The following is a 22,748-nucleotide window of genomic DNA, read 5'->3' on the forward strand; positions in this document are numbered from 1 at the left end:
CCTTCAGAACGCGGTTCGGAAGCCGGCGTAGAAGCGCCGTCCGAGCAGATCATAGGTCATCGTGTCGGTGTTGGCATCGGTGAAGCTCTGGATATAGGGCGCCTTGCGGTCGAACAGATTGTCGGCCCCGATCTGGAAACGTGTCTTCTCGTCGATCGCGAAGGCAAGCTGAAGATTGTGGTAGAAGACGTTCGGCGTGCGGTAGCCGATGTCGCCGGCCGATGCGTTGAAGTCGGTAGCCTTGCCGATCCATTGTGTCGACCAGGTCGCGCTGATGCCGTCCTTCTCCGCCGTCAGCACGCCATAACCACGCCATTTCGGATAGCCGCCATTGCCGCCCCCGATAAACCCGTCGAAATAGATCGGCGCGCCGCCGGGGAAGGGGTTTACGACATATTTGTTGAGATAGGTCATGTTGAGATCCAAGGAGATCTTCACCTCGCCCACCGCACCACTGTACACCAGACCCAGATCGAGACCATTCATCTCCTCGCGGCCGGTGTTGATGGGCTGGGCGGAGAGGTAAGTGACCTCGCCGGTCAGCGCGCTGCGCGTAAAGTCGCTGCAGAACGGGTGCGACAGGTTCTGGCTCGCATAGCAGACTGCGAGCTTGGTCGAGCCGGGAATGGCCCGGATCGCGTCCTTGATCTTGATGTCGAACCAGTCTGCCGTCAGCGACAACCCTGGGATGATGCCGCGCGGCGATATCACCGTACCAACGGTCCAGGTCGTGGAGCTTTCGGGCCGAAGGCTCTGGTTACCGCCCACTGTGGTGAGGATCGTGGTGCCGAGCTGCGTATAGTTGGCCGGCACACCGGACGCCTGACAATTGGCGATCAAGGTCACGTTGCCGCTGGAGGTGTAGCGCGAGCAGGGATCGGTCGTGGTCAGATTGCCTTCCGAGACGCCGCCGAAAAGCTCCGGCACGTTGGGAATGCGAAAGCCCGTCCCATAAGTGCCGCGCAGACGGATGCTGTCATTGACTACCCAGTCGGCACTGAGCTTGTAATTCCAGTCGCTCCCGAAGAGATTATAGTCTGAGTAGCGGACTGCGCCATCGAGCGTGAGCGCCTTGGCGAAAGCTGTGTTGGCAAGCACCGGCACCGATAGCTCGAGATAGGCTTCCTTGGCGGTGCTCGAGCCCGAAATAGGATCCTGCTGATTGACGTTCGCCACGCCGAGCACCGTCAACGGGTCGGGATCGCGCCAGCCTTTTTCGCGCCGATAGACCACGCCGGTGGCGAAGGACACCGCGCCGGCTGGAAGGGAGAAGAGATCGCCGTTGAGGTCAGCCGTGACCGTGCCGAGTTCGTTGCCTCCGCGATCGCGCGAGGTGAACAGAATATAATCCAGAACCTGAGGTGTCAGGTCTCCGAACCCAAGATAGTCACCGCAGGGGATGGCCGCGCCCGCCGTGCTGGAGCATTTGCTCCTGTCGAGCGTGTTCGCGACGCGCTCGAGATTGGCGATGTTGGTCGAGCCGTCGACGGCCGTGTTACGCCCGAAGCTGCCCGCGACTTCCCAGGCCCAGTCGTTCGCCAGCTTGCCGCGCAGCCCGAAGGTGCCTTGCCAGGTATCGGTCTCCTGGAAGAAGTGGCGCGCGCCGGGTTCGGCGAGGCGGCGCTGGGCCAGGACCAGGTTCTGGCCGGTCGGATTGGTCGGATTGCTGGCTGGTATCGAGAGATTGCGCAGCGTGCCGGGTGTCGCGATCTGATTCGACTTGCGGAACGTATAGAGGAACTCGCCGAACGCCTGGATACCGTCGGTCAGCGCATAGTCCGCGAAGAAGGCCGTGCTGACGCGCTCGACTGGGCTGACCGCATTGAGAAACGGGTTCGAGTTGAAGTTGTGCTTGGCGGGACTGTAAGGCTCGTAGAAGTTCCCGTTCCCTCCGGGTACCTGGTTGAAGTTGATCTGTTGGCCGTTGGGCAGCACCGCGCGTCCGCCGATCGTCGAGGCGCTGTTGACGCAGCTCAGCGAGCCCGGCGTCGTTTCAGCGAGCGAGCAGGGCGCACGCGAGGCCATGTTGACGGCGCTGGTCTTCTGGTAGGTGACTGCTGCCATGAACCCGCCACGATCGTTGCGAATGCCCCAAAGTAGGTCCGCGGTGAGATCGGAGCCGTCGCCGCGCTCGGTAATGCCTTGTCGGACGCTGAGACCCAGGCCTTCATAATCGGTGCGCGTGACAAGGTTGACCACGCCGGCCATGGCATCGGCCCCGTAGATAGCGGACGCGCCATCCTTGAGGACATCGGTGCGTGCCAGCGCCACGACCGGGATCATGTTGAGATCGGGTGAGGAATTGGCGCCGGTGCCGCCCGCGACGAGGCGTCGGCCGTTGAGGAGCACGAGTGTGCGCTTGATGCCGAGGCCGCGCAGATTGACCTGAGCAGTGCCATAACCGTTGTTGGTCCAGTAGGCCGATGTCTGGTTGCCCGCGAAGCCGGCATTGGCCGGCAAACGCTGCAAGGCGGTTTCGATATTGACGATGCCGGTATTTTGGATCTGCTCGGCGGTGACCACGGTGGCCGGTCCAACCCCGGCCAGATCCTGCCGACGGATTCGTGAGCCGGTAACGACGATGTCGCTGTCATCCCCCAGGACTTGTGCTTTTGGCTGCGGTGTCGGATCGGCCTGAGCGAGAGCCGGCGCGGCGTAGCCCGCGACGATGGCGGCGCTGCCGAGCAGGGCCATCCTGATGGTCATGTGCAATCCCCCTGACGTTTTAGAACAGCCACAGACAACATCAGTTGTATATACAGGTCAACAGTATTTTTCCTGTTTTTCCAATACCTTATTCTCGTGAAATTTAGATATAGATATAGCTATAATACGCACGCCAGACGTCGAACCCTCATGACTGAAGAGATATTTTTGCGAGCGCTCATTTGCAAAGCTGCTGAGATAGGAGATAGAATATCATATGGTAATACAGCCTCGCACGCTTCGATTTGATGATCGGGACATTTGGCCGGCAAGAATGCGAAGCGGCATGATCACATGTTATTGGTGTCGGCGTGATATACCTAGGTATAGCGCTAGAGATGCTCCGGGAACATTAGTCCTTTGCTGAGCTTGCACGCGCCAGGGAAAGTAATACCGATGCGGACCGCATTTGATCCTCGTTTCCTGGATGTGTCGCGCCTTCTTCCGGATTGAGCCGCAGGTTCGCCTTTTGAGGCAGATGAAACGACTCCTGACGAAACGTCGTGCGACGAGTCCGGCGACCTGAGATCGTCGCGCAGCCACTGGGTCACTTGGCGATGATCCAATCCGGTTCGGCAGTGGCGGCGCAGTCCTCGAACGTCGATCGCATCCGCGGAGCCGACGGGCCGGCTTGTGCTTGAGCCGCCCTGATTTTGCCGCTGGGCAGTACGGCAGGTTGCGAAAAATGCTTGCTGTGTCCCGGTCGGCGCGCGGGCGTGCAGCTCGCGCCTCGCACGATCACACGCGCAGCAGTCGCCCCACCGCCCGCATGATCGTCGCCCGGCGCGCCGCGTGCTCGGCAGCGTCGCGTGCAGCTCCGGTCATGCACCAGAGCTGGGTGAGGGCGGCGACAAGCCGGACGACATCCAGGGGCGTGAAGTCGGCGACGATCCGCCCCTCGGCCTGCGCCGCTGCGATCCCGTCCAGCTTCTCCCCGAGAAGGACCTCGCCGGCCGGGAGCATCAGAACATCCTGGCCACGCTCCAAATGATGCCAGGTCAGCAGCCTCCACAGGCGCGGGCGTTCGACCAGCAAGTCATAGGTGCGCCCCGCATAACCCTCAAGATCATTGGGATCGAAGCGATCGGCCTGCGCCGCGTCCATCACTTCCTGCGTCAGCGCGGCATCGAAGAGCGCCTCCTTGTCCCCGAAATAGGTGTAGAGCATCGGCTTGCTGATACCCGCCGCCTGCGCAATCCGGTCGATCCGCGCGCCCGCCAGCCCATGGGACGCGAACTCCTCGGTCGCTGCAGCCAGGAGCGTCTCGCGGCTCTGTGCGGCATTCCGCCGGGTTCGTTGCTTCATCACACCTCCAAGCATTGACGCATTCCAGGTTTCAAGTTACCTACCAGTTGGTAATATATGGAATAACATATGTCCAATCACTGGTTTCTCACGGGCGCGTCCAGCGGCATCGGCCGCCATCTGGCCGAACTGATCCTGGCCGCTGGCGACGACCTTACCGCGACGGCCCGCAAGCCCGAAAGCCTCGATGATCTCGCGGCGAAATATCCGAGCCAGCTGCGCGTCGAAGCGCTCGACGTCACGGTCAAGGACGATATTGCTGCGGTCGTGGCCCGGGCGCAGGCGCGTCGACCCGTCGATATTCTGGTCAACAACGCCGGCGGCGGCGTGATCGGCGCCACCGAAGAGATGTCGGACGCCGAGGTCGAAGGCCAGATCGCGCTCAATCTCATGGCGCCCATCCACATCACCCGCGCCTTTGTCCCCGCCATGCGGCTGCGCGGGAGCGGCCGGATCATCCAGATCTCCAGCGCTAGTGGTCAGGGCTCGCTTCCGACGAGCAGTCTCTATCATGTGGCCAAATGGGGCCTGGAGGGCTTCAGCGAATGCCTCCACCAGGAGCTTGAACCCTTCAACCTGTTCGTGACACTGATCGAGCCGGGCGGGGCGCGCACCAGCTTCAGCCACAATCTGCAATTCGCCAGCGAGATCGCCGCGTATCGCGATACGCCCGCCGGCCATATCCGCAAGATGTTCGAGACCGCCGGAAACGAGCTCTACACGCTCGACCCGCAAAAGATCGCGCAAGCGATCGTTGATGTCGCAACCAGCGACCATCCGCCGCTGCGCGTGACTCTGGGGGGTGACGCTTTCGGCGTTGTCCAGGCGGCGCTGCAATCGCGGCTCGCCTTTCTGCAGTCCCAGGAAGCGCTCGCGCGCTCGGTCGCTTTCGACAGTTGAGCTTTTCCGTCTTCCAGCTTTCGTCTTCGCGCGGTGCGACGCGCCTCACCGGGGCCCGGCAACCCTGTCGTCAGCGCCGTTATCCGATACTTAGGTATAGTCATCCGACACGATTGCAGAGGCGCCACACGGGCAATCGCTTGGTACCATCGCAAGAGAGGAAAACCCTCGCGGTCGCCAATCAAGGGTGCGCAGACCTTCGCAGTCTGCGTGCCCTTGATGTGGCAGCGCGCCGCCCAGCCACGCGCGTCATGAACGGGAGCGGCCTTCTGCGAAACCCAACGCTCCGCCGCATTTTCTATAAGCTCTCGCTCGAATTGCTGCGCGCCGCCTTCTTCTTCCTGCGATTGGGCTTGAAGAATGACGAGTGTTTGTGCGCGCGTCTCAATAGGCGAGGCACACGGCTTCCGGTCGCCGCCGCCGTTCTTTGTCACAATGGCAAACGGCTACGGCCGGCGACCCTGATCGATCCGGCGTGCGAGCACGTCGGCAAGGATGACTTCGTGTGGATCAAAATGTCCCAGCCCAGCGAAACAGAACTTGCCGACATCGCCGGGAATTACGGCCTTCACCCGCTTGCCATGGAAGGTGCCGACAACGGCCACCAGATTTCGAAGCTCGACGATCACATGCTCAGGGTTGAGAGCGCCATCACCGGCATCCGCGACATCCTGATCTCGGTGTTCGAGGCGAGTCACCTGCTCGAACAGCAGCGCCAAGGTGCGATCACCCGTTAGCTTGCCGCCCGGGCTGCGATCCTCGCGGTGCCTACCGCGATTGCCGGAATCTACGGCATGAATTTCGAGAATATGCCCGAACTGAAGACGCAATGGGGATATTTCGTCATCCTCGGCGTCATCGCTGCGGTCTGCATTGGGCTCTACATCCGGTTCAAACGTAGCCACTGGCTTTGACGGCGCAGATCGGCTTTCCACATCGCGCCGGGCTGAGGCTGCCGGGGGCCGGCCGCCATAACTCAATGCTTTCGCAGAACCTCGGCGCGGTGCCGGTCCAACGCATCGAGCAAAGCCCTGCCGATCAAAGGCTTTGCGAGAACGTGATCGAAGCCCGCCTCGGCGGCCCGCCAGGCCAGCAGCGTGTCGTGAAAGCCTGAGATCATGATGGCGCGTCCCGACCATCCGATCTCGCGAAGGTGACGCAGCATCGCGAATCCGTCGATGTCGGGCATGCGATAGTCGAGGATGACGCAGTCTGCCTCCTTCGCGCGGGGGTCGGCCAACAGCGCGTGGCCGGTCGTATATCCCCACACGGCATAGCCGCGCGATCTCAGCAGCAGCTGGAGGCCACGCCGCACGCCGGGATCGTCGTCGGAGACGAGGATGGTGTATCTGCCATCATGCTGAGTGGAACGGACCGATGGCATTGCGAGAAGCGGACACCCGTGTGACGATTGCACCATCGATCGCATATCGCGCCTCGTCCCGTCGCTACGTAGAGGTCGCAGTCACTTCGGCTTGCGGCCCATGCCCGCGGCAAAGGCGATCCGCAGGGCTTCGGACAAATTGCGGACCTCGAGCTTGGCCATCAGGCTCGCGCGATGGACCTCGACCGTTCGCGATGAACAGCCCAGGTCATAGGCGATCGTCTTATTGGGCAGGCCGTTCGCCAGCCCTTCCAGCACTTCACGCTCCCGGGGCGTCAGTGCAGCGACCCGCACGCCGGCTTCAGAGGTTTCCAGAGTGCGAAAGTCGACATCGTCGAGACGCGCGAACGCGCGGCTGACGGCGCCGAGCAGGGCGGCTTTCTCGAAGGGCTTCTCGAGAAAGTCGACCGCGCCGCCTTTCATGGCCTGCACCGCAACCGACACGTCGCCATGGCCGGTCAGGACGATGACCGGCATATTGACCCCGCGTGCTGCCATGGCGGCCTGAACCTCGAGACCGTCCATCTTGGGCATGCGCACGTCGAGGATGACGCAGCCGACGGCCGCCGACTTCGCCTCCTTGAGAAACTCCACGCCCGAGGCATAGGTCACGACGTCGTAGCCCGCGGTCTTGAGCGCAAAGCTCGCCGCCTTGCGGATGCTCTCCTCGTCGTCGACCAGATGGATGACGCGTCTATCCCCCATGTTCCTCCTCCGCCCGCGCATGGATCAAGGTAAAATGAAAGCGCGCGCCGCCGCGGTCGGGGCGCTCCATCCAGATACGGCCCCCATGCGCTTCGATGATGGTCCGGCAGATCGAAAGGCCGAGGCCCATGCCGTCGGCCTTTGTCGACTTGAACGCCGTGAAGAGCTGCTCCCGGACCTCGTCGGCGATGCCGGGGCCGGTATCCGCCACGGTCACCTCGATCAGCCCGTCAGGGCGCAACCTGGTCGCCACCTTGAGGTCGCGAACCGGACACTCCGCCATCGCCTCGATGGCATTGCGCATCAGGTTGACCAGCACCTGCTGGATCTGCACCCTGTCGACGAGGACCGGCGTCGCGGCGGGATCGACTGCAAAGAAGCTGCGGATGCCGCGCTCGCGGGCGTCGACCAGCGCGAGCTGGCTCGCCTCGGCGATGACCCGCGGCAGCTCGTGGAGGCTCTTGTCGACCTCGCCGCGGGCGACGAAATCGCGCAGGCGCCGGACGATATGGCCGGCCCGCAGCGTTTCCTGTGCCGCATCATCCATCAACGACCGTAGCGACACGAAGGGTTCGTCGTCCCGCTCGTCGAGCATGTCGCGGATCGTCTCGAGATAGAGCGCGACCGCGGCAAGCGGCTGGTTGAGCTCATGCGCGAGGGTCGAGGCCATCGTGCCCATCGCGCTCAGCCGGGAGACATGGACCAGCTCTGCCTGCAGTTCCTTGAGCCTGAGCTCATCCTGCTCCTTGGCGGTGAGATCCCGGATGAAGCCGGTGAACAACCGCTGCCCGTCTTCACCGGCCTCGCCAACCGACAGCTGCATCGGGAAGGTCGAGCCGTCGCGGCGCTGGCCGACCACGACGCGGCCGAGGCCGATGATCCGGCGCTCGCCGGTCTGGAGATAATGCGCGATATATTCGTCGTGCCGGTCGCGATCGGGCTGGGGCATCAGGCAGGAGACGTTGCGGCCGACGAGCTCGGTTTCCGAATAGCCGAACAGGCGTTGGGCGGCCGCGCTGAACGACGTGATGGCGCCGGTCTCGTCGATGATGATCATCGCATCGGGGACGGTCGCCAGGATCGACTGGAGATGCTGCTCGCGGGTCTCGATTGACGCCCGGACCGCCGCCTCGTCGGTGACATCGCGACTGATGCAGGCAAAGCCTCGATGTGCGTCGCCTTCGAACAGGGCGCTGATCGTCAGGCGCGCGAGATATTCCGCGCCGTTCTCGCAGACCCGCCACGCTTCGCGCTCCAGCGTGCCTTCGTGAAGGGCGGCCGCCAGGTCTGCGCACGGGCGGCCGGCCGCAATCTCGTCGGGCGGGTAGAACAGGTCATGGGGCTGTCCCAAGACGCGATCGAGGGGCCAGCATTCGGCACGCTCGCCTTCTTCATTATAGCTCAGCACGATCCCGGCAGGATCGAGCAGCGTCAGGACGTGGCCGCCAGCCTGTCGCAGGAACAGCGGCGCAAGCCGCGCTACGTCGCTGGCAATCTCGTCCGGCCCGCGCCTCGTGTCGACCATCGTCCCGGCTCACATGCCTGGCCGGGCGCACGGATCCGGGCGTAGCCCGACCGTGCCACTCAGCGCCGCGCGAGTATGGCCTTCATCTCGTCGATTTCCTGCCGCTGCGAGCGCTTGATCGCTTCGCAAAGCCGGATGACTTCCGGATCGCTGAGCTTTGCTTCCTGGCACATCAGGATCGCCCCGGAATGATGCGGGATCATCGAGCGCAGAAAGGCCGTGTCGCCGATCGTGGTCTGGGTGCGGATGAGCGCAAAGCTGCCGAAGAAGGCGACCAGCGACGCGGCGATCAGCGCGATGTTGGCGGCTTTCGACGCGAACATGTGCCGCATGGCGACGATCATCAGCACCACCATCGGCGCGACCATCATCAGCGTCATGTAGAGCATGTTGAGGTTGTTGTAGAAGCTGTCGAGCCCGTCGATCATGACGAACATCACCAGATACATGATGACGCCGCTGATGACGGTCTGAACGGCAAGGCTCCAATAGGCGCCCATCTTCCGGGTGTTCATGTGGGACGAATGGTCCATGGCGTATCTCCTTCGCTCGGCGCCGGCCGACCTTGGTATGAGTGTAACGCCCCGCTCTCCTGTTCGCCCCCGCCATCAGCCGTCCTGATGCTAAAACCAGAAGCGAACGCCGGCGACGAAGCTGGTCGCATGGACGTCCTCGCCGGCAAGCCTCGACAGCCGCGCCGTGTCGCCGGCTTTGCGCAGATAAGAGACGCCGATATAGGGTGCGAACTGGCGGCTGAACTCATAGCGCAGGCGCGCGCCGAGCTCTATGTTGACCAGCCCCGAACCGATGTCGTTCTCCGGAATATCCTGCGCGGCGAAATTGACCTCGGCGCGCGGCTGCAAGATCAGGCGCTGGGTAATGCGCTGGTCGTAATAGCCCTCGACCCGGCCCAGAACATCGCCCTTGGTCGAGAGGAACAGCGCGCCTTCGACTTCGAACATGCCGGGAGCCAGGCCCTCGACGCCGACCGTCGCGTAAGTGCGGTCGGGCCCGCGGCCGAAGTCCTGGCGGATACCGCCCTGAAGATTGAAATAGGGGTCGATGGCCCGGCTATAGAGCACCTGCACCTCCGCGCTGTCGATGCCGCGGCCGAACTCGCCTTCGCCCTCGCTCTTGAGCCAGAGCCGGTTGATATCGCCGCCGTAAAAGCCTTCGCCATCCCAGCGATAGCCATCGCGACCGCTATGCGCTTGATACTCGAACAGGTTGAGCAGCACCTGCCCGAAATTGTTGCCGCCGCTGTCCTTCATCATGATGTCGCGTGAGCGCGCCATCTCGGCGCCGGGAAAATCACGATCGGCGAAGTGGTCGCTGGGGGGAGGCGGCGGGGGCGCATTGCCGGCCGGAAGCGCCGTGCCGGTCATTTGCATGCCGGGCATGGCGGTCTGGCCATGCTGCGAATGGTCCATCCCGGGCATGTCCGGCATCGCGCCGTCCTGATGCTGGGAGTGGTCCATGCCCGGCATGTCCGGCATCGCGGGAGACGCGGGTTGCGGCTGACCGGCCGCATCTCCCTGCGGCGCAGGACTGGCCTGGTGCTGCGAATGGTCCATCGCCGAGGTGGCGTCTGGCGCTGGTGTCTGAGCGCGCGGCCTGGCGGCGGCCTTGTCCTTCTTCTTCTCCTGCGCCGGCGGCACCTCGCCCGGCGGCGCCATGCCGGGCATGCCGTGCATTGAATGATCCTGGGCAAAGGCGGGCGCGGCAGCGAAAAGGGCGATCGCGCTCACCAGCGGCGTGAGGATGCGGGTCATTACGCGTCTCCCTTCGGACGGACGCTCACGACCCGCATCATCCCGGCATGCATGTGGTAGAGGAGATGACAGTGGAAGGCCCAGTCGCCGACCGCGTCGGCGGTGAAGTCCCAGGTCACCTTGCCGCCGGGCTGGACGATTACCGTATGCTTGCGTGGCGCATGATCGCCATGCCCCGTCACCAGCTCGAAAAAATGCCCGTGAATATGGATCGGATGCCCCATCATCGTGTCGTTGATGAGATTGACGCGCACCCGCTCGCCTTCGATGAAGGGGATCGGCTCGTGATGGTCCGACATTTTTTCGCCGTCGAACGACCACATGAACCGCTCCATGTTGCCGGTGAGGTGAATGTCGATGCTGCGGCTCGGCGCGCGCACGTCCGGATTGCGATCGAGCGCCATCAGGTCCCTGTAGACAAGCACCTTGTGGCCGACGTCGGCGAGGCCCTGGCCGGGCTCGCCGGTGCGGTCGACGGGCATCGGCGAGATGGTCTGGACGCTCGGGTCGCGCTTCACCTGCGGCGCGTTCGAGAAGTCTCGCATCTTCATCGACCCCATCGCGTGCCCGCCATGGTCCATGCCCGCCATCTGGCCATCGGCGCCCATCGCGCCGTGGTCCATCCCGCTCATCGCGGAATGATCCATCCCCGAATGATCCATGCCTGCCATGGCGCTATTGTCCATGGTCGCCATCGCTGCCGCCGCGCCGGTCGCGAGGCGCGCGGACGCGTTCTTCTCGGCCGTCGGATCGACGCCCCGCATAGCGCCGCCCGACATGTCCATGCCTTCCATGCCCGGCATCGAGGACATGTCCATGCCCATGTCCTTCATGTCGGCGAGCGGCCGTTTGCGTAAGGGGGGAACCTCGCCGGCCATGCCGGCGCGCGGCGCGAGCGTGGCACGCGCCATGCCCGAGCGGTCGATCGCCTCGCCGACAAGGGTGTAGGCCTTGTCATCGCCTGGGCTGACAACGACGTCGTAGGTCTCGGCAACACCAATCTGGAACTCGTCGACGGTGACCGGCACCACATTCTGCCCGTCGGCCTGGACGATGGTCAGCGGCAGGCCGGGGATGCGGACGTTGAAGGTGGTCATCGCCGACGCATTGATGACCCGCAGCCGCACCCGTTCGCCCGGGGTGAAGAGCGCGGTCCAGTTGTCCATCGGACCATGGCCGTTGACGAGATAGGTGTAGGTGGATCCGGTCACATCGGAGATGTCGGCCGGGTCCATCCGCATCTGGCCCCAGTCGAGCCGGTCCTTGAGCGGCTGATCCTTGCCCGACAGGAGCCCGGCCAGGGTCTGGCGCTGGAAATTGAAATGGCCGGGGTTGACCTTGAGGCGCCGGAAGATCGCCTGCGGCGAGAGCGCGCTGTGATCGGCGAGCACGATGACATGCTCGCGGTCATAGGCGACCGGATCGGCACCGGCGGGATCGATGATGATCGGGCCGTAATGGCCTTCCTGTTCCTGCAGGCCTGAATGGCTGTGGTACCAGTAGGTGCCGCTTTGCACGACGGAGAACTGGTAGAGGTAGTTCGAGCCCGGCTTGATGCCCGGAAAAGACACGCCCGGCACACCGTCCATATTGGCCGGCAGGATCAGCCCGTGCCAGTGGATCGAGCTGTCCTCCTCCAGCTGATTGATGACGTTGAGCCGCACGCGCTGGCCCTCGCGCAGCCGGATCAGCGGGGCGGGGACCGTGCCGTTGAGGCCGATTGCCCGGAACTTGCGCCCGTCGATGGTCATCGACTGCCGGGCGATGGTGAGCGTAATGTCTTCGCCCGACACGGTCGGCAGCGTCGGTCGCATCCCCGGCGAGATCGTCTGCGCCCAGGCCGGCAGCCAGGCTGACAATGCTGCGCCGCCGCCGGCGAGGGCCGCGCCGCGGAGGAACTGGCGGCGGTCGAGAGCAGAAATCATTCGGTTGTCTCAGCTTTAAGAAAGAGGGCGTACCTATTGGGAATACGCAGCATGGCCTCATCCCCCTCAAACTTTCTTTAATATTTCCGAAAGGCGTGCCCTAGCTCGATAGAGGCGCGTTTCGACCGCCTTCTGGCTGATCCCGAGAATTTCGGCGGTTTCAGCTTCCGATTTCTCGTCGATCGTACGCAAAATAAGCGTGTCCTTGAGGGAAGACGGCAGGGCAGCAATCGCTTTCATTGCTTGCGCGAGCTGCTGTTCGGCCCCGATCGCCTGATCGGGCAGCGGTGCGTCGTCGGCGACGCCGTCCGCCTCGCCGAGCGGTAGGGCTAGGGCAAAGAAATTTCGAACCGCTCGCCGACGCCGCCAGTCATGGCATTTGTTGATGACAATCCGGGACATCCAGACCTGGAAGGGTCGGGTTACGTCATAGCGGTTGAGTGCGGCAAAGGCCGCGACGAAGCTCGCCTGGGTGACATCCAATGCCTCATCCATAGATCCGACATGGCTGCGCACGAGCCGGTGAACCCAACCTTGATGCCGGCGGACCAGCTCGCCATAGGCCGCTTGCCGGCCTCCAAGCGCCAGAGCCGCGAGCTCCCCGTCCGAGCAGTCGGGGAGGCACGCGGTCATTCGGATTTGGCCGTCAGCGCTTTCACCACGGCGTCGTCGAATTTGTCCGTCTGATCCGGGCGCAGCACGGCCCGCATCGCGAAGATATGCTCAAGTGTTTCTTTCTGCAGCGCGCCCATGGCCTGGTGCGAGCGATCCACCGCAGTTGCGACTTGCGGGCCATAGCCATGCTCCGCTTCGATCGCTTCCGCGAGACGCGCATTGTCGGCGCGCAATTCGGCCTCCAGCGCTTGACGCCGGATCGCGTAGTTCTTCTCGATTGTCTCGAGTCGGCTGTGTTGCGCTGAATTCAGCTTCAGATCGCGATGGAGCAGCTCGTGCAGCTCATTTTCGACCGGGCGCACTGGAACCACATAGACGCGGCCAATGACAACGCCAGCGATCGCCGCGGCGAAGGTCACCAGGACGAGGAGCAGGAGCCGGCGGCGGTCGCGCATCACTGCGAGCTCAGCAGCGTCGAGGGCGCAAGCGCGAGCCGAGCATCGAAGGGCGATAGCGGTTTGGCATCAGCAGACCGTGTCGGAACTGCCGAGCCGGCAATTCCGATGAACAGCGCGGTTGCGGCCGCGATGCCGAACGTCATAGCGCCAAGGCTTGGTATGGCCCGGATGCGCGCTATTTCCGCCATGACCCGGCTTTCCAGGCCGCCGAGCCTGGGATCGAGAGGCGCATCGCGCAACCGCGAGAGCAGGTGGTCAAGTTCATCCATGGTGCTTCTCCGTCTTCATCCTTCAATACGCACGATGGTCCAGGAACCCTTGCTGTAGATTGAAAAGAATAATTGCGAGGGGTGGGGGCTCGGGCTGCGTATTGTCTCATGGGATCTACAGGAGAATGTTCCAATGCGTTTCTTTTCGCCTCTCGCAGTTATCGCCGCCGTCGGCCTGAGTGTTTCTGCTCCGGCCTACGCGCATCCCAAGCTTGTGTCCTCGACGCCCGCCGCGAACGCCAGCGTCTCGGCGCCTTCGCGTATCACGCTCACCTTCAGTGAAGGTCTGATGCCGAAGCTGTCGGGCGCCGAGATCGTGATGACCGGCATGCCCGGCATGCCCAACCACCGCATGGCGGTAACCGGCTTCAAGACGTCCGTCGAAGGCGACAAGACGCTCGTGCTGACGCTCGCCAAGCCGCTCATGGCGGGCAGCTATCAGGTCGCCTGGCACGTCGTCTCGACCGACACGCACCGCATCCAGGGCAATCTCGCCTTTACCGTCAAGTGACGCCATGAACGACGTGGCACTCGTCGCCGTCCGCTGGGCGCTCTACGTCGATCTCGGCCTGTTGTTCGGCCTGCCGCTGTTCGCGCTCTATGCGCCCGGCGGCGGCCGGATGGTACAGCGGCATCTGCCGATGGTAGCAATGGTGGCCGGTCTCGCCTGTCTCGCCCTCCTGCTGTCGGCGCTGGGGTTCGCGTTGCAGGCAGCGGCCATGACCGGGCTGCCGCTCACCCAGCCTGATCTTTCCATGGTCGCAGAGCTGTTCAACGGCACGTCCATGGGAACGGCGCTGAAGGCGCGCCTCGTCGCGCTCCTCGTTCTTCTGCTCTCCATCCCCTTCTATCGCCGGCAATCCCGTCCTGCCTTCATCGCCTCCACTCTGGCAGGCGCGGTCGCACTCGCGACCCTCGCCTGGAGCGGGCATGGCGCGGCCGGCGAAGGCGAGGCGGGCTGGCTGCAACTGGGGGCCGATCTCATCCATCTGCTCGCCGCGGGCGCCTGGGTCGGCGCGCTTGCCGCATTCCTTGCGCTGGTTCTTACCAGGCTCGCAACCGATGATCTCGCCACTGAAGACATGGACCGGGTCATGCTCGCCGAGGAAGCGCTGCGGGGCTTCTCCCTCGTCGGCACGATCATCGTCGCCCTGCTGATCCTGACCGGGACGGTGAACGGCTGGTTCCTGGTCGGCCCGGGCAACATCGCGTCTCTCGGGCAGTCGACCTACGGCCTGCTGCTCATCGCCAAGCTGCTGCTCTTCGCCGGCATGCTGGGCCTGGCCGCGCTCAACCGTTATCGCCTGACCCCGGCACTTGCGCAGGCGATCGAGGAAGAGGACGCGCCACGGGCGCAGGCGCTGCTGCGCGCGAGCCTCGTCGTCGAAGGCGGTCTTGCGATCGTCATTCTCGGGCTGGTCGCCTGGCTGGGGACACTGTCGCCACCCATGTCGATGTAGCTTATCGTTTCGGACGCCTCGCGTTGGGAGAAGCCAATGCAATCCTACACCCCGCCGCTCGGGACCGGATCGACGAAAGACTATGATCGCGCGATCCGCCTGTGGACGCGGGAGAAGCGGTGGCGTGCCGCCATGCTCGCCGCCCTGGCGCCCAAAGCCGGTGAGACGGTCGTCGACGTCGGCTGTGGCACCGGCAGCTTCGCGCTGATGCTCAAGCAAGCCGAGCCCAGGACGCAGGTGATCGGTCTCGATCCCGATGCCGAGGCGCTCGACATCGCGCGGCACAAGGCCGCTGCGCGGCAGGCCGATATCGACTGGCGTCAGGGATTTGCCAGGGACGTGGCCCCGGGCACCGCCGACGCTGTCGTATCGAGTCTCGTGCTGCATCAGATGCCGGTCAGGGAGAAGGCGGCAACCCTGCGCGCCATGTTCGCCATGCTGCGCCCGGGTGGCCGCCTGGTGATCGCAGATTATGGCCGCCAGCACGGTCTCATGCGGCTCGCCTTTCGCCTGACCGTGCAGCGACTCGATGGCATCGATGATACCCGACCCAACGCCGACGGCGTGCTCCCCGGCCTGATCGCGGCGGCCGGCTTCAGGCATGTGGCCGAGACGTTTCGGCTCTTGACCATCACCGGCGCGATCGAATTGCTTACCGCGCATCGACCGGCGCAGGCCCAGGGCCTTACGGTTGCGAACGACCTTGGCTGATCCCGGCCGAGCGACCGGGTACGCCGATTTGGCCGCTTAGGCGATTACGTATTGACCCTGACACGGTGTCAGACCCTAGATCGTCAGGCGTCGAAAGGAGCAAGGCGATGAACGAGACACATGGAGCGGCGCATGGCGGCGGTTGCTGCGGCGGCCACGGCGGCGCGAAAGCGGCGACCGGCATCAAGGACCCGGTCTGTGGCATGACCGTCGATCCGGCGACCACCGCGCACCATGCCGATCATGGCGGTGAACGCTATCATTTCTGCAGCGCGGGCTGCCGGGCAAAGTTCATCGCCGATCCCGAGCGCTATCTCGGCCCGCCGGCACCGCCGTTCGCAGCGCCCGTGGGCACGATCTGGACCTGCCCTATGCATCCCGAGATCCGGCAGGACCATCCCGGGTCCTGTCCGATCTGCGGCATGGCGCTCGAACCCGCGACCGTGACCGCCGACAGCGGTCCCAGCCACGAGCTGGTCGATTTCACGCGGCGTTTCTGGGTTGGCCTGGTGCTGGCCCTGCCGGTGCTGATCCTCGAGATGGGGGCGCACCTGTTTCCTGTGATCCATCGCCTCGTGCCGATGTCGACCTCGGTATGGATCCAGTTCGTGCTGGCGACGCCTGTCGTGCTCTGGGCGGGCTGGCCGTTCTTCGAGCGTGGCTGGGCCTCGCTCAAGACCCGCAACCTCAACATGTTCACCCTGATCGCGATGGGGACGGGGGTCGCCTGGATCTACAGCGTCGTCGCGACGCTCGCGCCTCAGCTGTTCCCGCCTGCCTTCCGCGGCGAGGACGGCATGGTTGCCGTCTATTTCGAGGCCGCCGCGGTGATCACCGTTCTCGTGCTGCTCGGCCAGGTGCTCGAACTGCGCGCGCGTGAGCGGACCTCGGGCGCGATCAAGGCGCTGCTCAACCTCGCGCCCAAGACCGCGCGCCGGATCGCCGCCGACGGGAGCGAAGAGGAGATCAGTCTCGATCTGGTCGCGGTCGGCGACCGCCTGCGCGTGCGGCCGGGCGAGAAGGTGCCGGTCGACGGCGTAGTCGAGGACGGCCGCTCCTCGCTCGACGAGTCGATGGTCACCGGTGAATCCATGCCCGTCACCAAGGCCAAGGCCGACACGGTGATCGGCGGCACGCTCAACCAGACCGGTGCGCTGGTGATCGTCGCCGACAAGGTCGGACGCGACACCATGCTTGCGCGGATTGTCCAGATGGTCGCCGAGGCGCAGCGCTCGCGCGCGCCGATCCAGCGCATGGCCGATCAGGTGTCGGGCTGGTTCGTGCCCGTGGTCATCGCGGTTGCGGTGGTCGCGTTTATCGCCTGGGGTATCTGGGGCCCCGAGCCGCGCTTCGCCTATGGGCTGGTGGCGGCGGTCGCCGTGCTGATCATCGCCTGTCCCTGTGCACTGGGTCTCGCCACGCCGATGTCGATCATGGTGGGCGTCGGCCGCGGCGCCGGACTCGGCGTCCTTATCAAGAATGCCGAAGCGCTCGAGCATATGGAGAAGGTCGACACGCTCGTCGTCGACAAGACAGGCACGCTGACCGAAGGCCGCCCTGCCGTCACCCAGGTCGTGCCGGCGCCCGGCTTCGACGAAGCCGAGTTGCTGCGGCTTGCCGCCTCGGTCGAACGGGCTTCCGAACATCCGCTCGCGCTGGCGATCGTCGAGGCTGCGAAGGATCGCGCCATCGCCACGAGCGACGTCACCGACTTCGACTCGCCGACCGGGCGCGGCGCGCTCGGTACGGTCGAAGGGCGGCGCATCGTCCTCGGCAATGCGCGGTTCCTCGCCGACGAGGGCGTCGCCACCGAGGCGCTCGCCGGCCAGGCCGACGCACTGCGACGCGATGGCGCCACCGCAATCTTCATCGGAATCGACGGCACCGTCGGCGGTGCCTTCGCCATCGCCGATCCGGTGAAGGCCACGACGCCAGAAGCGCTCGCCGCGCTCAAGGCGGAGGGTATTCGCGTGGTCATGCTGACCGGCGACAACCGCACGACAGCGGAAGCGGTCGCCCGGCGCCTGGGCATCGACGAGGTCGAAGCCGAGGTGCTGCCCGATCAGAAAAGCGCCGTGGTCGCCAAGTTCAAGCGCGAGGGGCGGGTGGTCGCCATGGCCGGCGACGGTGTCAACGACGCCCCCGCGCTGGCCGCCGCCGATGTCGGCATCGCCATGGGCTCGGGCACCGACGTCGCCATCGAGAGCGCGGGCGTGACCCTGCTCAAGGGCGACCTCACCGGCATCGTCCGGGCGCGTAAGCTCAGCCAGGCGACCATGTCGAACATCCGCCAGAACCTCGTCTTCGCCTTCATCTACAATGTCGCGGGCGTGCCGGTGGCGGCGGGCGCGCTCTATCCGCTGTTCGGCATCCTGCTCTCGCCGATCATCGCGGCCGCCGCCATGGCGCTCTCCTCGGTCAGCGTGGTCACCAACGCGCTGCGACTCAACCGGAAGGCGCTGTGAACATCGGCGAGACGTCTCGGCGGAGCGGCGTCTCGGAGCGGATGATCCGCCATTATGAGAAGATAGGCCTCATCCCGGCGCCGCCGCGCCGGGGTGCGGGCTATCGCGACTATGACGAGCGCGATCTTCATCGCCTGCGGTTCATCGCCAATGCGCGCGATCTGGGGTTTCCGATCGAGGAGATCCGCACTCTGCTCGGCCTTTGGGCGGATACGGGTCGCGCGAGTGGCGAGGTGAAGCGGCTTGCGCTGGCCCGTGCCGAGGAATTCGAGCGCAAGGCGGCAGCGCTGACGGCGCTGCGCGACACGCTGGTCGATCTCGCCGAACGCTGCCACGGCGACGCGCGGCCGGATTGTCCGATCATTGCCGAACTCGCCACGGGCCGATCCGCATAACGTCCGATGTCGCAGGATGGTGAAGCCTAATGGCGATCGTCCTCAGGCGATCCGTTCAGGTCCACAGCAAACGCGATCCGTAGCAAGTCGGGCAAACTTTGGGCTCCCAGTTTGACCATCAGGCTGGCTCGATCCAGCTCGACCGTGCGCGGCGTGGTACCGAGTTCATCTGCGATAAAGCTATTGGGATAGCCTCGCGCAATCCCTCTAAGAACGGCCCGTTCGCGCTGCGTCAGTCTCGCGGCTTTCGACAGCGCGTCGGCCTGTTCTGCGGCACGCCCGGTTATATTCTCCAGCGAGCTGAAGGCGCGGTCGATCGCGCCAAGCAATGCGGCCTTTTCGACCGGTTTGGCGAGAAAGTCGGCAGCGCCCGCCTGCATTGCCTGCACGGCGAGCGTGGGATCGCCATTGCCGGTGAGCATGACGACAGGCATATCAATCCCGCGTCGCGTCAGCTCCACCTGGACCTGAAGGCCGTTCATGTCCGGCATGTGCATGTCGAGGATCACGCAGCCTTTCTTCGCGTCACCCGCGGCCGACAGAAACTCCGGCCCCGAAGCGTAGGCCTCGACGGCGAAGCCGGCGGTACGCAACGTGAATCGCAGTGCCTTTCGGATTGTCTCTTCGTCATCGACGATGTGAACGACGCGCTTGTTCCCCATACTCCTCGGATCGATCTGGAGTGCCGCGCCGCAAAGGCACCGCTATTGGGGAGGCCTCTTACGGGCAGGACCATGGTCCAAGGTCAAGGCCGAAATATTGCCGCAGCAGTTCCAACGGCGCAGGTGCTCGACATCGCCCCGATACGGCGGCTCTTACCACTGGAGTTCGGGCACCTCCGTCTGGTCTCCTGGAAGGGGGGCGCCCCAAAACGCGGCGGCCGAAAACGTACACGCCCTCAACGGGGCTGAACGCGCTACCTGCAAAAAGGGGCGTGAGGCCCAAAAGTGCGTCTGTCGGGCTCGACTTCAGAGCCGCAAAGCTCGGGCACCTGCTGGGGACATACGAGCCGTTCTAGGCCTCACCTCAAGATTTGTTCGCCAGACAACGCTAAGCTGGAAATACTGAGAACATCCTAGGCGACGAGCCGAAGTCTGCCGTTCGGGTCGTGGAGTGCTCGGTACCCGCGGTTGCCGCTGAAAGATGCATCTTCCCAAAGGTAGTCACCTGTGAGGCCGATATGCGACCAACCCAGAGGTGAGACGTGCGCTAGCAGTGTTTCGTCGATCTCAATTCCCGAGTACCGCAGGTGATCGGCGGCCCGGCCGAGATAGAGGGCATTCCAGTATGCAATGGCGGCGATGAGCAAGTTGAGCCCAGATGCGCGGTATTGCTGGTTCTCAAGAGTTCGATCGGTGAACCGGCCCTGGCGGTTGGTGTAGACGGCGTCTGCCAGAGCGTGCCGGGCCTCTCCCTTGTTCAATCCGGCTTGGCAGGCGCGGCGCAAATCAGGCTGTTCCAGCCAGTCGAGCGTGAACAACGTCCGCTCGATGCGGCCAAGTTCGCGAAGGGCAAGGTCAAGCTTGTTCTGCCGGCGATAGGCGGAAAGCTTGCGCAGGATGATAGACGGAGCAACAGTTCCTTCCCGAATTGAGGCGGCCATTCGGACGAGATCATCCCACTCTGCCTCAATGGTGCCGACCTTGATCGCCTGGCCGAACAGACATTCGATGCCTTTGTAGTTTGCACCGGATACGATGGTTCCGAGCCGCCGGTCTGCAAGATCACGCATTCGAGGGACGAAACGGAACCCGAGCAGGTGGCACAGGCCAAAGACGTGATCCGACGCACCGCCGGTATCGGTATACAGCTCCTTCAGTGGCAATTCGCGGGCCCCTAGCATCAGGCCGTCGAGCACGTATGGGGCTTCGTTTGCGGTGGCAGACATGATGCGCGAACTGAACGAGGCAAAATGGTCGGAAAGGTGCGAGTAAATTTTGATACCTGGCTCGTGACCGTATTTTGCGTTGATCTCGGCTGCGCCCGATCGGATCCGGCCGGTGCGGAAGAACTGGCCGTCGGATGATGCACTGACACCTTCGCCCCAGTTTCGCGCGAACGGGAGGCGGTGATGTTCGCGCACAATCTGGGCCAGAGCAGCCTCGTAGTTATCGGGCGAGATATACCAGTTCTGGGTCCAGGCGAGCTGCGCATATGTGACGCCCTGGCTGGCGTTGGCCATGCGTTCGACGCCGAGATTCGTACCATCCGCCAGAATGGCGGCGAGCACGGCAGCGGGCTTATCGTGCTCCTTGCCCGAGCGGACATCCCGAAATGCAGAGAGAAATCCGGTACGTTCAGCGACTTCGAGCAGGAGTTCGGTAATTCGGACGCGCGGGAGTAGGGCATCGAGTTTGCGGTCAAGAGCTTCCGCTTCTGGTGGAGTCGCCGCTTGCAGCGGAACGACTTTCAGCTTTTCGCGAACGAGCGTCACGCCAGGCAAGCGGCCGGTCCGCAGCTGATGCGCGAAGTGACGCAATCGCCGATCAAGTTCGGCGCTCTTATGAGCCAGATATTCTCCGGAATTCACGTTGATCGGCAGTTCGGAGATTGCCGATTGTGCGGCCTTGCGGGGGAGCAGATAGGCGTCGAAACGCTGGTAAGCCCGCGTTCCTTCGACCCAGACATCGCCCGCTCGCAGTTTATCTCGAAGTGTCGCCAGCACGGCCGTCTCGTAGCGCGGACGGCTGACCTTTCCTCCCTCCATTATCAATTTGGACCAATGCCGATTGGAAAAGGGCATCGGCGGGTTTGCTGGCAACTGCGTACCCCAACTGCCGTTGGCCTGCTTGAGGAGATCGAGAGCGGAGAGCAGGTTGGTCCCGCTGCCCGAGGCCTTGAACGTGAATGTGTCGAGGAAGTTGCGGGAGAACCGGCGCAGTGTAGCGTATCGCTCGGTTGCAAGAACCAGAGTGTCCTCCTGAGCGAGATCCGCCAAGGCATCGACGTGCGGACGGGCTGCCATCAGGCGATGCCAGCCCACCATCTCATCGACCAGGACCAGCGGATCGCCGCCAGTTTCCTCTGCCATATCCAGCGCCGCGATCGTTGCACCAAACAGTCGCATGAGCTTGCCGACCGAAGGTGCTGTGTCCTGATAGCGGCGTTCCTGGCCACGCTTGGCTCGGGTGAACAGCCCGCCAATGAGGCGCTCGAACATCAGGATTGCGGCATCTGCAAGCTTGACCTCGAGATTGACGACCGCGGCTGCCAGCGTCGCTCTGCGGCGATTGTGGGAATAGTCGGCCAACAGAAACGGCGGAGCGACGCTGCCCTCGCGCACGAATTGGCCAAAGCGGAAGCCCGTGGTTGCTAGGCTGATTGCCGGTTCAATCCCGAGATCACGTATGAACCGCAGCCGCTTGAGAAGCGCATTCATGTTCTTGGTTGACGGAGATCCGGGCATATCCCGCAACCAAGCCAGCGGCGTCATACCAAGGGCTGGGTCATTGATCAGGAGTGCGTCGAGCAACTCCAATGTACTGCCGCCCAGTTCGGCGACGATTTCCGATGCTGCGCGCTTACGAGCGCGTGCTCTCCCGGCAAGCCCGGCCCGCTCGAGGGTGTCGGGCGGGGGCAGAATAAAGCGCTCCGCCTTCAGGTTATCCATCAAGGATCTGGCAATTGTTTCTCCGCGGTCACTGCGCATGGCTGCACGGGCTGCAAGTTCAATAGCGTGGGCAACATCCGCGCGTGTGAACGGCCTAAGACCGAGGTAATCAGCGGCAATTGAGCTGTGGTCGGTTCGCGTTTGCGGACGTTGGCCATAGGCACCGTATGTGCCCGGAGCGACGCCAAGCTGCGCAGACAGGTAGTTGAGTATAGCATCGGGGATGTCCGAGTTCGTGCGCAGCCCAAACCCAGGATGCCGCAGTAAGGCAAGGTGAGCAGCAATACCGAGCCGATTAACGGGGCCTCGTCGCTTTCCGATGATATCCAGGTCTTCGACCGTCAGCGTGTAGTTCCTGATGATCGAGAAGTGGTCGGTTCTTGGTAGGAATAGCCGCTCGCGCTCTTCCCGCGTCAGTAAATTGCGCCGCGCCATGTTGTACCCCGCCTGAGTCGGAATGACCCCCCAATCGGTCAGGCTAGACCCGCGCAATGGGGCAGGCATGCAAAAAGGTTATTGCAGAGTTTCAGAGACATCTCCGGC

At 63.8% G+C, this 22,748-nt stretch carries 21 protein-coding genes; 8 read left to right on the plus strand and 13 right to left on the minus strand.

Going from position 1 to position 22,748, the window contains the following annotated elements; translation table 11 throughout:
* Positions 1 to 3: 3 nt before the first annotated feature.
* Positions 4 to 2,706, minus strand: a complete 2,703-nt coding sequence (locus tag A8G00_RS08515; RefSeq protein WP_015449259.1) for a TonB-dependent receptor — start codon at positions 2,704 to 2,706, stop codon at positions 4 to 6.
* Positions 2,707 to 3,444: 738 nt separating this feature from the next.
* Complete coding sequence (locus tag A8G00_RS08520; protein WP_015449258.1) at positions 3,445 to 4,011, minus strand: TetR family transcriptional regulator; 567 nt, start codon at positions 4,009 to 4,011, stop codon at positions 3,445 to 3,447.
* Between the two features lie 69 nt (positions 4,012 to 4,080).
* Between A8G00_RS08520 and A8G00_RS08525 the strand changes: the two genes are divergently transcribed.
* The 3 genes from A8G00_RS08525 (at position 4,081) to A8G00_RS25585 (ending at position 5,825) form a co-directional block, all read left to right on the plus strand.
* Positions 4,081 to 4,911, plus strand: coding sequence for an SDR family oxidoreductase (locus A8G00_RS08525; protein ID WP_020820517.1), 831 nt, complete (start codon positions 4,081 to 4,083; stop codon positions 4,909 to 4,911).
* Between the two features lie 251 nt (positions 4,912 to 5,162).
* Entirely contained in the window at positions 5,163 to 5,648 is a 486-nt protein-coding gene (locus A8G00_RS25580) for a hypothetical protein (RefSeq protein ID WP_016743853.1), read from the plus strand.
* An 18-nt stretch (positions 5,649 to 5,666) separates the two neighbouring features.
* On the plus strand, positions 5,667 to 5,825 hold the full coding sequence (locus A8G00_RS25585) for a CorA family divalent cation transporter (RefSeq protein ID WP_254908007.1): 159 nt from the start codon (positions 5,667 to 5,669) through the stop codon (positions 5,823 to 5,825).
* Between the two features lie 62 nt (positions 5,826 to 5,887).
* Here the strand turns inward: A8G00_RS25585 and A8G00_RS08535 are convergent, their stop codons facing one another.
* The 9 genes from A8G00_RS08535 to A8G00_RS08575 all read right to left on the minus strand — a co-directional run bounded on the left by A8G00_RS08535 (position 5,888) and on the right by A8G00_RS08575 (position 13,564).
* The gene (locus A8G00_RS08535; RefSeq protein ID WP_007683354.1) at positions 5,888 to 6,295 is read right to left on the minus strand and encodes a response regulator; all 408 of its coding nucleotides are present in this window, start codon (positions 6,293 to 6,295) and stop codon (positions 5,888 to 5,890) included.
* 81 nt (positions 6,296 to 6,376) lie between these two features.
* Positions 6,377 to 7,000: a response regulator transcription factor gene (locus tag A8G00_RS08540; protein WP_020820519.1), complete on the minus strand. Its 624-nt coding sequence runs from the start codon at positions 6,998 to 7,000 to the stop codon at positions 6,377 to 6,379.
* The gene (locus A8G00_RS08545) at positions 6,990 to 8,525 is read right to left on the minus strand and encodes a PAS domain S-box protein (RefSeq protein ID WP_020820520.1); all 1,536 of its coding nucleotides are present in this window, start codon (positions 8,523 to 8,525) and stop codon (positions 6,990 to 6,992) included. The genes A8G00_RS08540 and A8G00_RS08545 overlap by 11 nt, the downstream gene beginning before the upstream one ends.
* A 59-nt stretch (positions 8,526 to 8,584) precedes the next feature.
* Positions 8,585 to 9,058 (minus strand): DUF305 domain-containing protein, encoded by a 474-nt coding sequence (locus tag A8G00_RS08550; RefSeq protein ID WP_004212732.1) that lies wholly within the window; start codon positions 9,056 to 9,058, stop codon positions 8,585 to 8,587.
* Positions 9,059 to 9,148: 90 nt separating this feature from the next.
* Entirely contained in the window at positions 9,149 to 10,297 is a 1,149-nt protein-coding gene (locus tag A8G00_RS08555; RefSeq protein ID WP_020820521.1) for a copper resistance protein B, read from the minus strand.
* Positions 10,297 to 12,222 (minus strand): copper resistance system multicopper oxidase, encoded by a 1,926-nt coding sequence (locus A8G00_RS08560; protein WP_020820522.1) that lies wholly within the window; start codon positions 12,220 to 12,222, stop codon positions 10,297 to 10,299. Before A8G00_RS08560 ends, A8G00_RS08555 begins: the two co-directional genes overlap by 1 nt.
* A gap of 66 nt (positions 12,223 to 12,288) precedes the next feature.
* A complete protein-coding gene (locus A8G00_RS08565) occupies positions 12,289 to 12,855 on the minus strand; it encodes an RNA polymerase sigma factor (protein ID WP_007683367.1) in 567 nt (188 codons plus the stop codon).
* Positions 12,852 to 13,292, minus strand: a complete 441-nt coding sequence (locus A8G00_RS08570) for a periplasmic heavy metal sensor (protein WP_007683368.1) — start codon at positions 13,290 to 13,292, stop codon at positions 12,852 to 12,854. Before A8G00_RS08570 ends, A8G00_RS08565 begins: the two co-directional genes overlap by 4 nt.
* Positions 13,292 to 13,564 (minus strand): hypothetical protein, encoded by a 273-nt coding sequence (locus A8G00_RS08575; protein ID WP_004212738.1) that lies wholly within the window; start codon positions 13,562 to 13,564, stop codon positions 13,292 to 13,294. The genes A8G00_RS08570 and A8G00_RS08575 overlap by 1 nt, the downstream gene beginning before the upstream one ends.
* Before the next feature lie 133 nt (positions 13,565 to 13,697).
* Here A8G00_RS08575 and copC point away from each other — a divergent pair, with 133 nt between their 5' ends.
* From copC to cueR, 5 genes are all read left to right on the plus strand, one after another.
* Positions 13,698 to 14,075, plus strand: a complete 378-nt coding sequence (gene copC / locus A8G00_RS08580; RefSeq protein ID WP_007683372.1) for a copper homeostasis periplasmic binding protein CopC — start codon at positions 13,698 to 13,700, stop codon at positions 14,073 to 14,075.
* A gap of 4 nt (positions 14,076 to 14,079) precedes the next feature.
* A complete protein-coding gene (gene copD, locus A8G00_RS08585) occupies positions 14,080 to 15,024 on the plus strand; it encodes a copper homeostasis membrane protein CopD (RefSeq protein WP_020820523.1) in 945 nt (314 codons plus the stop codon).
* Positions 15,025 to 15,060: 36 nt separating this feature from the next.
* Positions 15,061 to 15,735, plus strand: a complete 675-nt coding sequence (locus A8G00_RS08590; protein ID WP_020820524.1) for a class I SAM-dependent methyltransferase — start codon at positions 15,061 to 15,063, stop codon at positions 15,733 to 15,735.
* A 107-nt stretch (positions 15,736 to 15,842) separates the two neighbouring features.
* A complete protein-coding gene (locus A8G00_RS08595; RefSeq protein WP_020820525.1) occupies positions 15,843 to 18,200 on the plus strand; it encodes a heavy metal translocating P-type ATPase in 2,358 nt (785 codons plus the stop codon).
* Positions 18,197 to 18,595 carry a Cu(I)-responsive transcriptional regulator gene (gene cueR / locus A8G00_RS08600; protein WP_020820526.1) on the plus strand — a complete coding sequence of 133 codons (399 nt, stop codon included), beginning with the start codon at positions 18,197 to 18,199 and terminating at the stop codon, positions 18,593 to 18,595. The genes A8G00_RS08595 and cueR overlap by 4 nt, the downstream gene beginning before the upstream one ends.
* Before the next feature lie 26 nt (positions 18,596 to 18,621).
* Here the strand turns inward: cueR and A8G00_RS08605 are convergent, their stop codons facing one another.
* Complete coding sequence (locus A8G00_RS08605; RefSeq protein WP_020820527.1) at positions 18,622 to 19,257, minus strand: response regulator transcription factor; 636 nt, start codon at positions 19,255 to 19,257, stop codon at positions 18,622 to 18,624.
* Positions 19,258 to 19,670: 413 nt separating this feature from the next.
* Positions 19,671 to 22,640: a Tn3 family transposase gene (locus tag A8G00_RS08610; protein WP_025160581.1), complete on the minus strand. Its 2,970-nt coding sequence runs from the start codon at positions 22,638 to 22,640 to the stop codon at positions 19,671 to 19,673.
* Positions 22,641 to 22,748: the final 108 nt, after the last annotated feature.

This window comes from Sphingobium sp. SA916 (assembly GCF_002894065.1).
Lineage (GTDB): Bacteria > Pseudomonadota > Alphaproteobacteria > Sphingomonadales > Sphingomonadaceae > Sphingobium > Sphingobium fuliginis.

Coding starts and splice junctions, on each gene's coding strand:
- A8G00_RS08545 (WP_020820520.1), bottom strand. CDS start 8,525: ATGGTCGACACGAGGCGCGGGCCGGACGAGATTGCCAGCGACGTAGCG.
- A8G00_RS08550 (WP_004212732.1), bottom strand. CDS start 9,058: ATGGACCATTCGTCCCACATGAACACCCGGAAGATGGGCGCCTATTGG.
- A8G00_RS08525 (WP_020820517.1), top strand. CDS start 4,081: ATGTCCAATCACTGGTTTCTCACGGGCGCGTCCAGCGGCATCGGCCGC.
- A8G00_RS08605 (WP_020820527.1), bottom strand. CDS start 19,257: ATGGGGAACAAGCGCGTCGTTCACATCGTCGATGACGAAGAGACAATC.
- A8G00_RS08590 (WP_020820524.1), top strand. CDS start 15,061: ATGCAATCCTACACCCCGCCGCTCGGGACCGGATCGACGAAAGACTAT.
- A8G00_RS08610 (WP_025160581.1), bottom strand. CDS start 22,640: ATGGCGCGGCGCAATTTACTGACGCGGGAAGAGCGCGAGCGGCTATTC.
- A8G00_RS08515 (WP_015449259.1), bottom strand. CDS start 2,706: ATGACCATCAGGATGGCCCTGCTCGGCAGCGCCGCCATCGTCGCGGGC.
- A8G00_RS08575 (WP_004212738.1), bottom strand. CDS start 13,564: ATGGATGAACTTGACCACCTGCTCTCGCGGTTGCGCGATGCGCCTCTC.
- A8G00_RS08565 (WP_007683367.1), bottom strand. CDS start 12,855: ATGACCGCGTGCCTCCCCGACTGCTCGGACGGGGAGCTCGCGGCTCTG.
- A8G00_RS08555 (WP_020820521.1), bottom strand. CDS start 10,297: ATGACCCGCATCCTCACGCCGCTGGTGAGCGCGATCGCCCTTTTCGCT.
- A8G00_RS25580 (WP_016743853.1), top strand. CDS start 5,163: ATGAACGGGAGCGGCCTTCTGCGAAACCCAACGCTCCGCCGCATTTTC.
- A8G00_RS08520 (WP_015449258.1), bottom strand. CDS start 4,011: ATGAAGCAACGAACCCGGCGGAATGCCGCACAGAGCCGCGAGACGCTC.
- A8G00_RS08535 (WP_007683354.1), bottom strand. CDS start 6,295: ATGCCATCGGTCCGTTCCACTCAGCATGATGGCAGATACACCATCCTC.
- copD (WP_020820523.1), top strand. CDS start 14,080: ATGAACGACGTGGCACTCGTCGCCGTCCGCTGGGCGCTCTACGTCGAT.
- copC (WP_007683372.1), top strand. CDS start 13,698: ATGCGTTTCTTTTCGCCTCTCGCAGTTATCGCCGCCGTCGGCCTGAGT.
- A8G00_RS08560 (WP_020820522.1), bottom strand. CDS start 12,222: ATGATTTCTGCTCTCGACCGCCGCCAGTTCCTCCGCGGCGCGGCCCTC.
- A8G00_RS08540 (WP_020820519.1), bottom strand. CDS start 7,000: ATGGGGGATAGACGCGTCATCCATCTGGTCGACGACGAGGAGAGCATC.
- A8G00_RS08570 (WP_007683368.1), bottom strand. CDS start 13,292: ATGCGCGACCGCCGCCGGCTCCTGCTCCTCGTCCTGGTGACCTTCGCC.
- A8G00_RS08595 (WP_020820525.1), top strand. CDS start 15,843: ATGAACGAGACACATGGAGCGGCGCATGGCGGCGGTTGCTGCGGCGGC.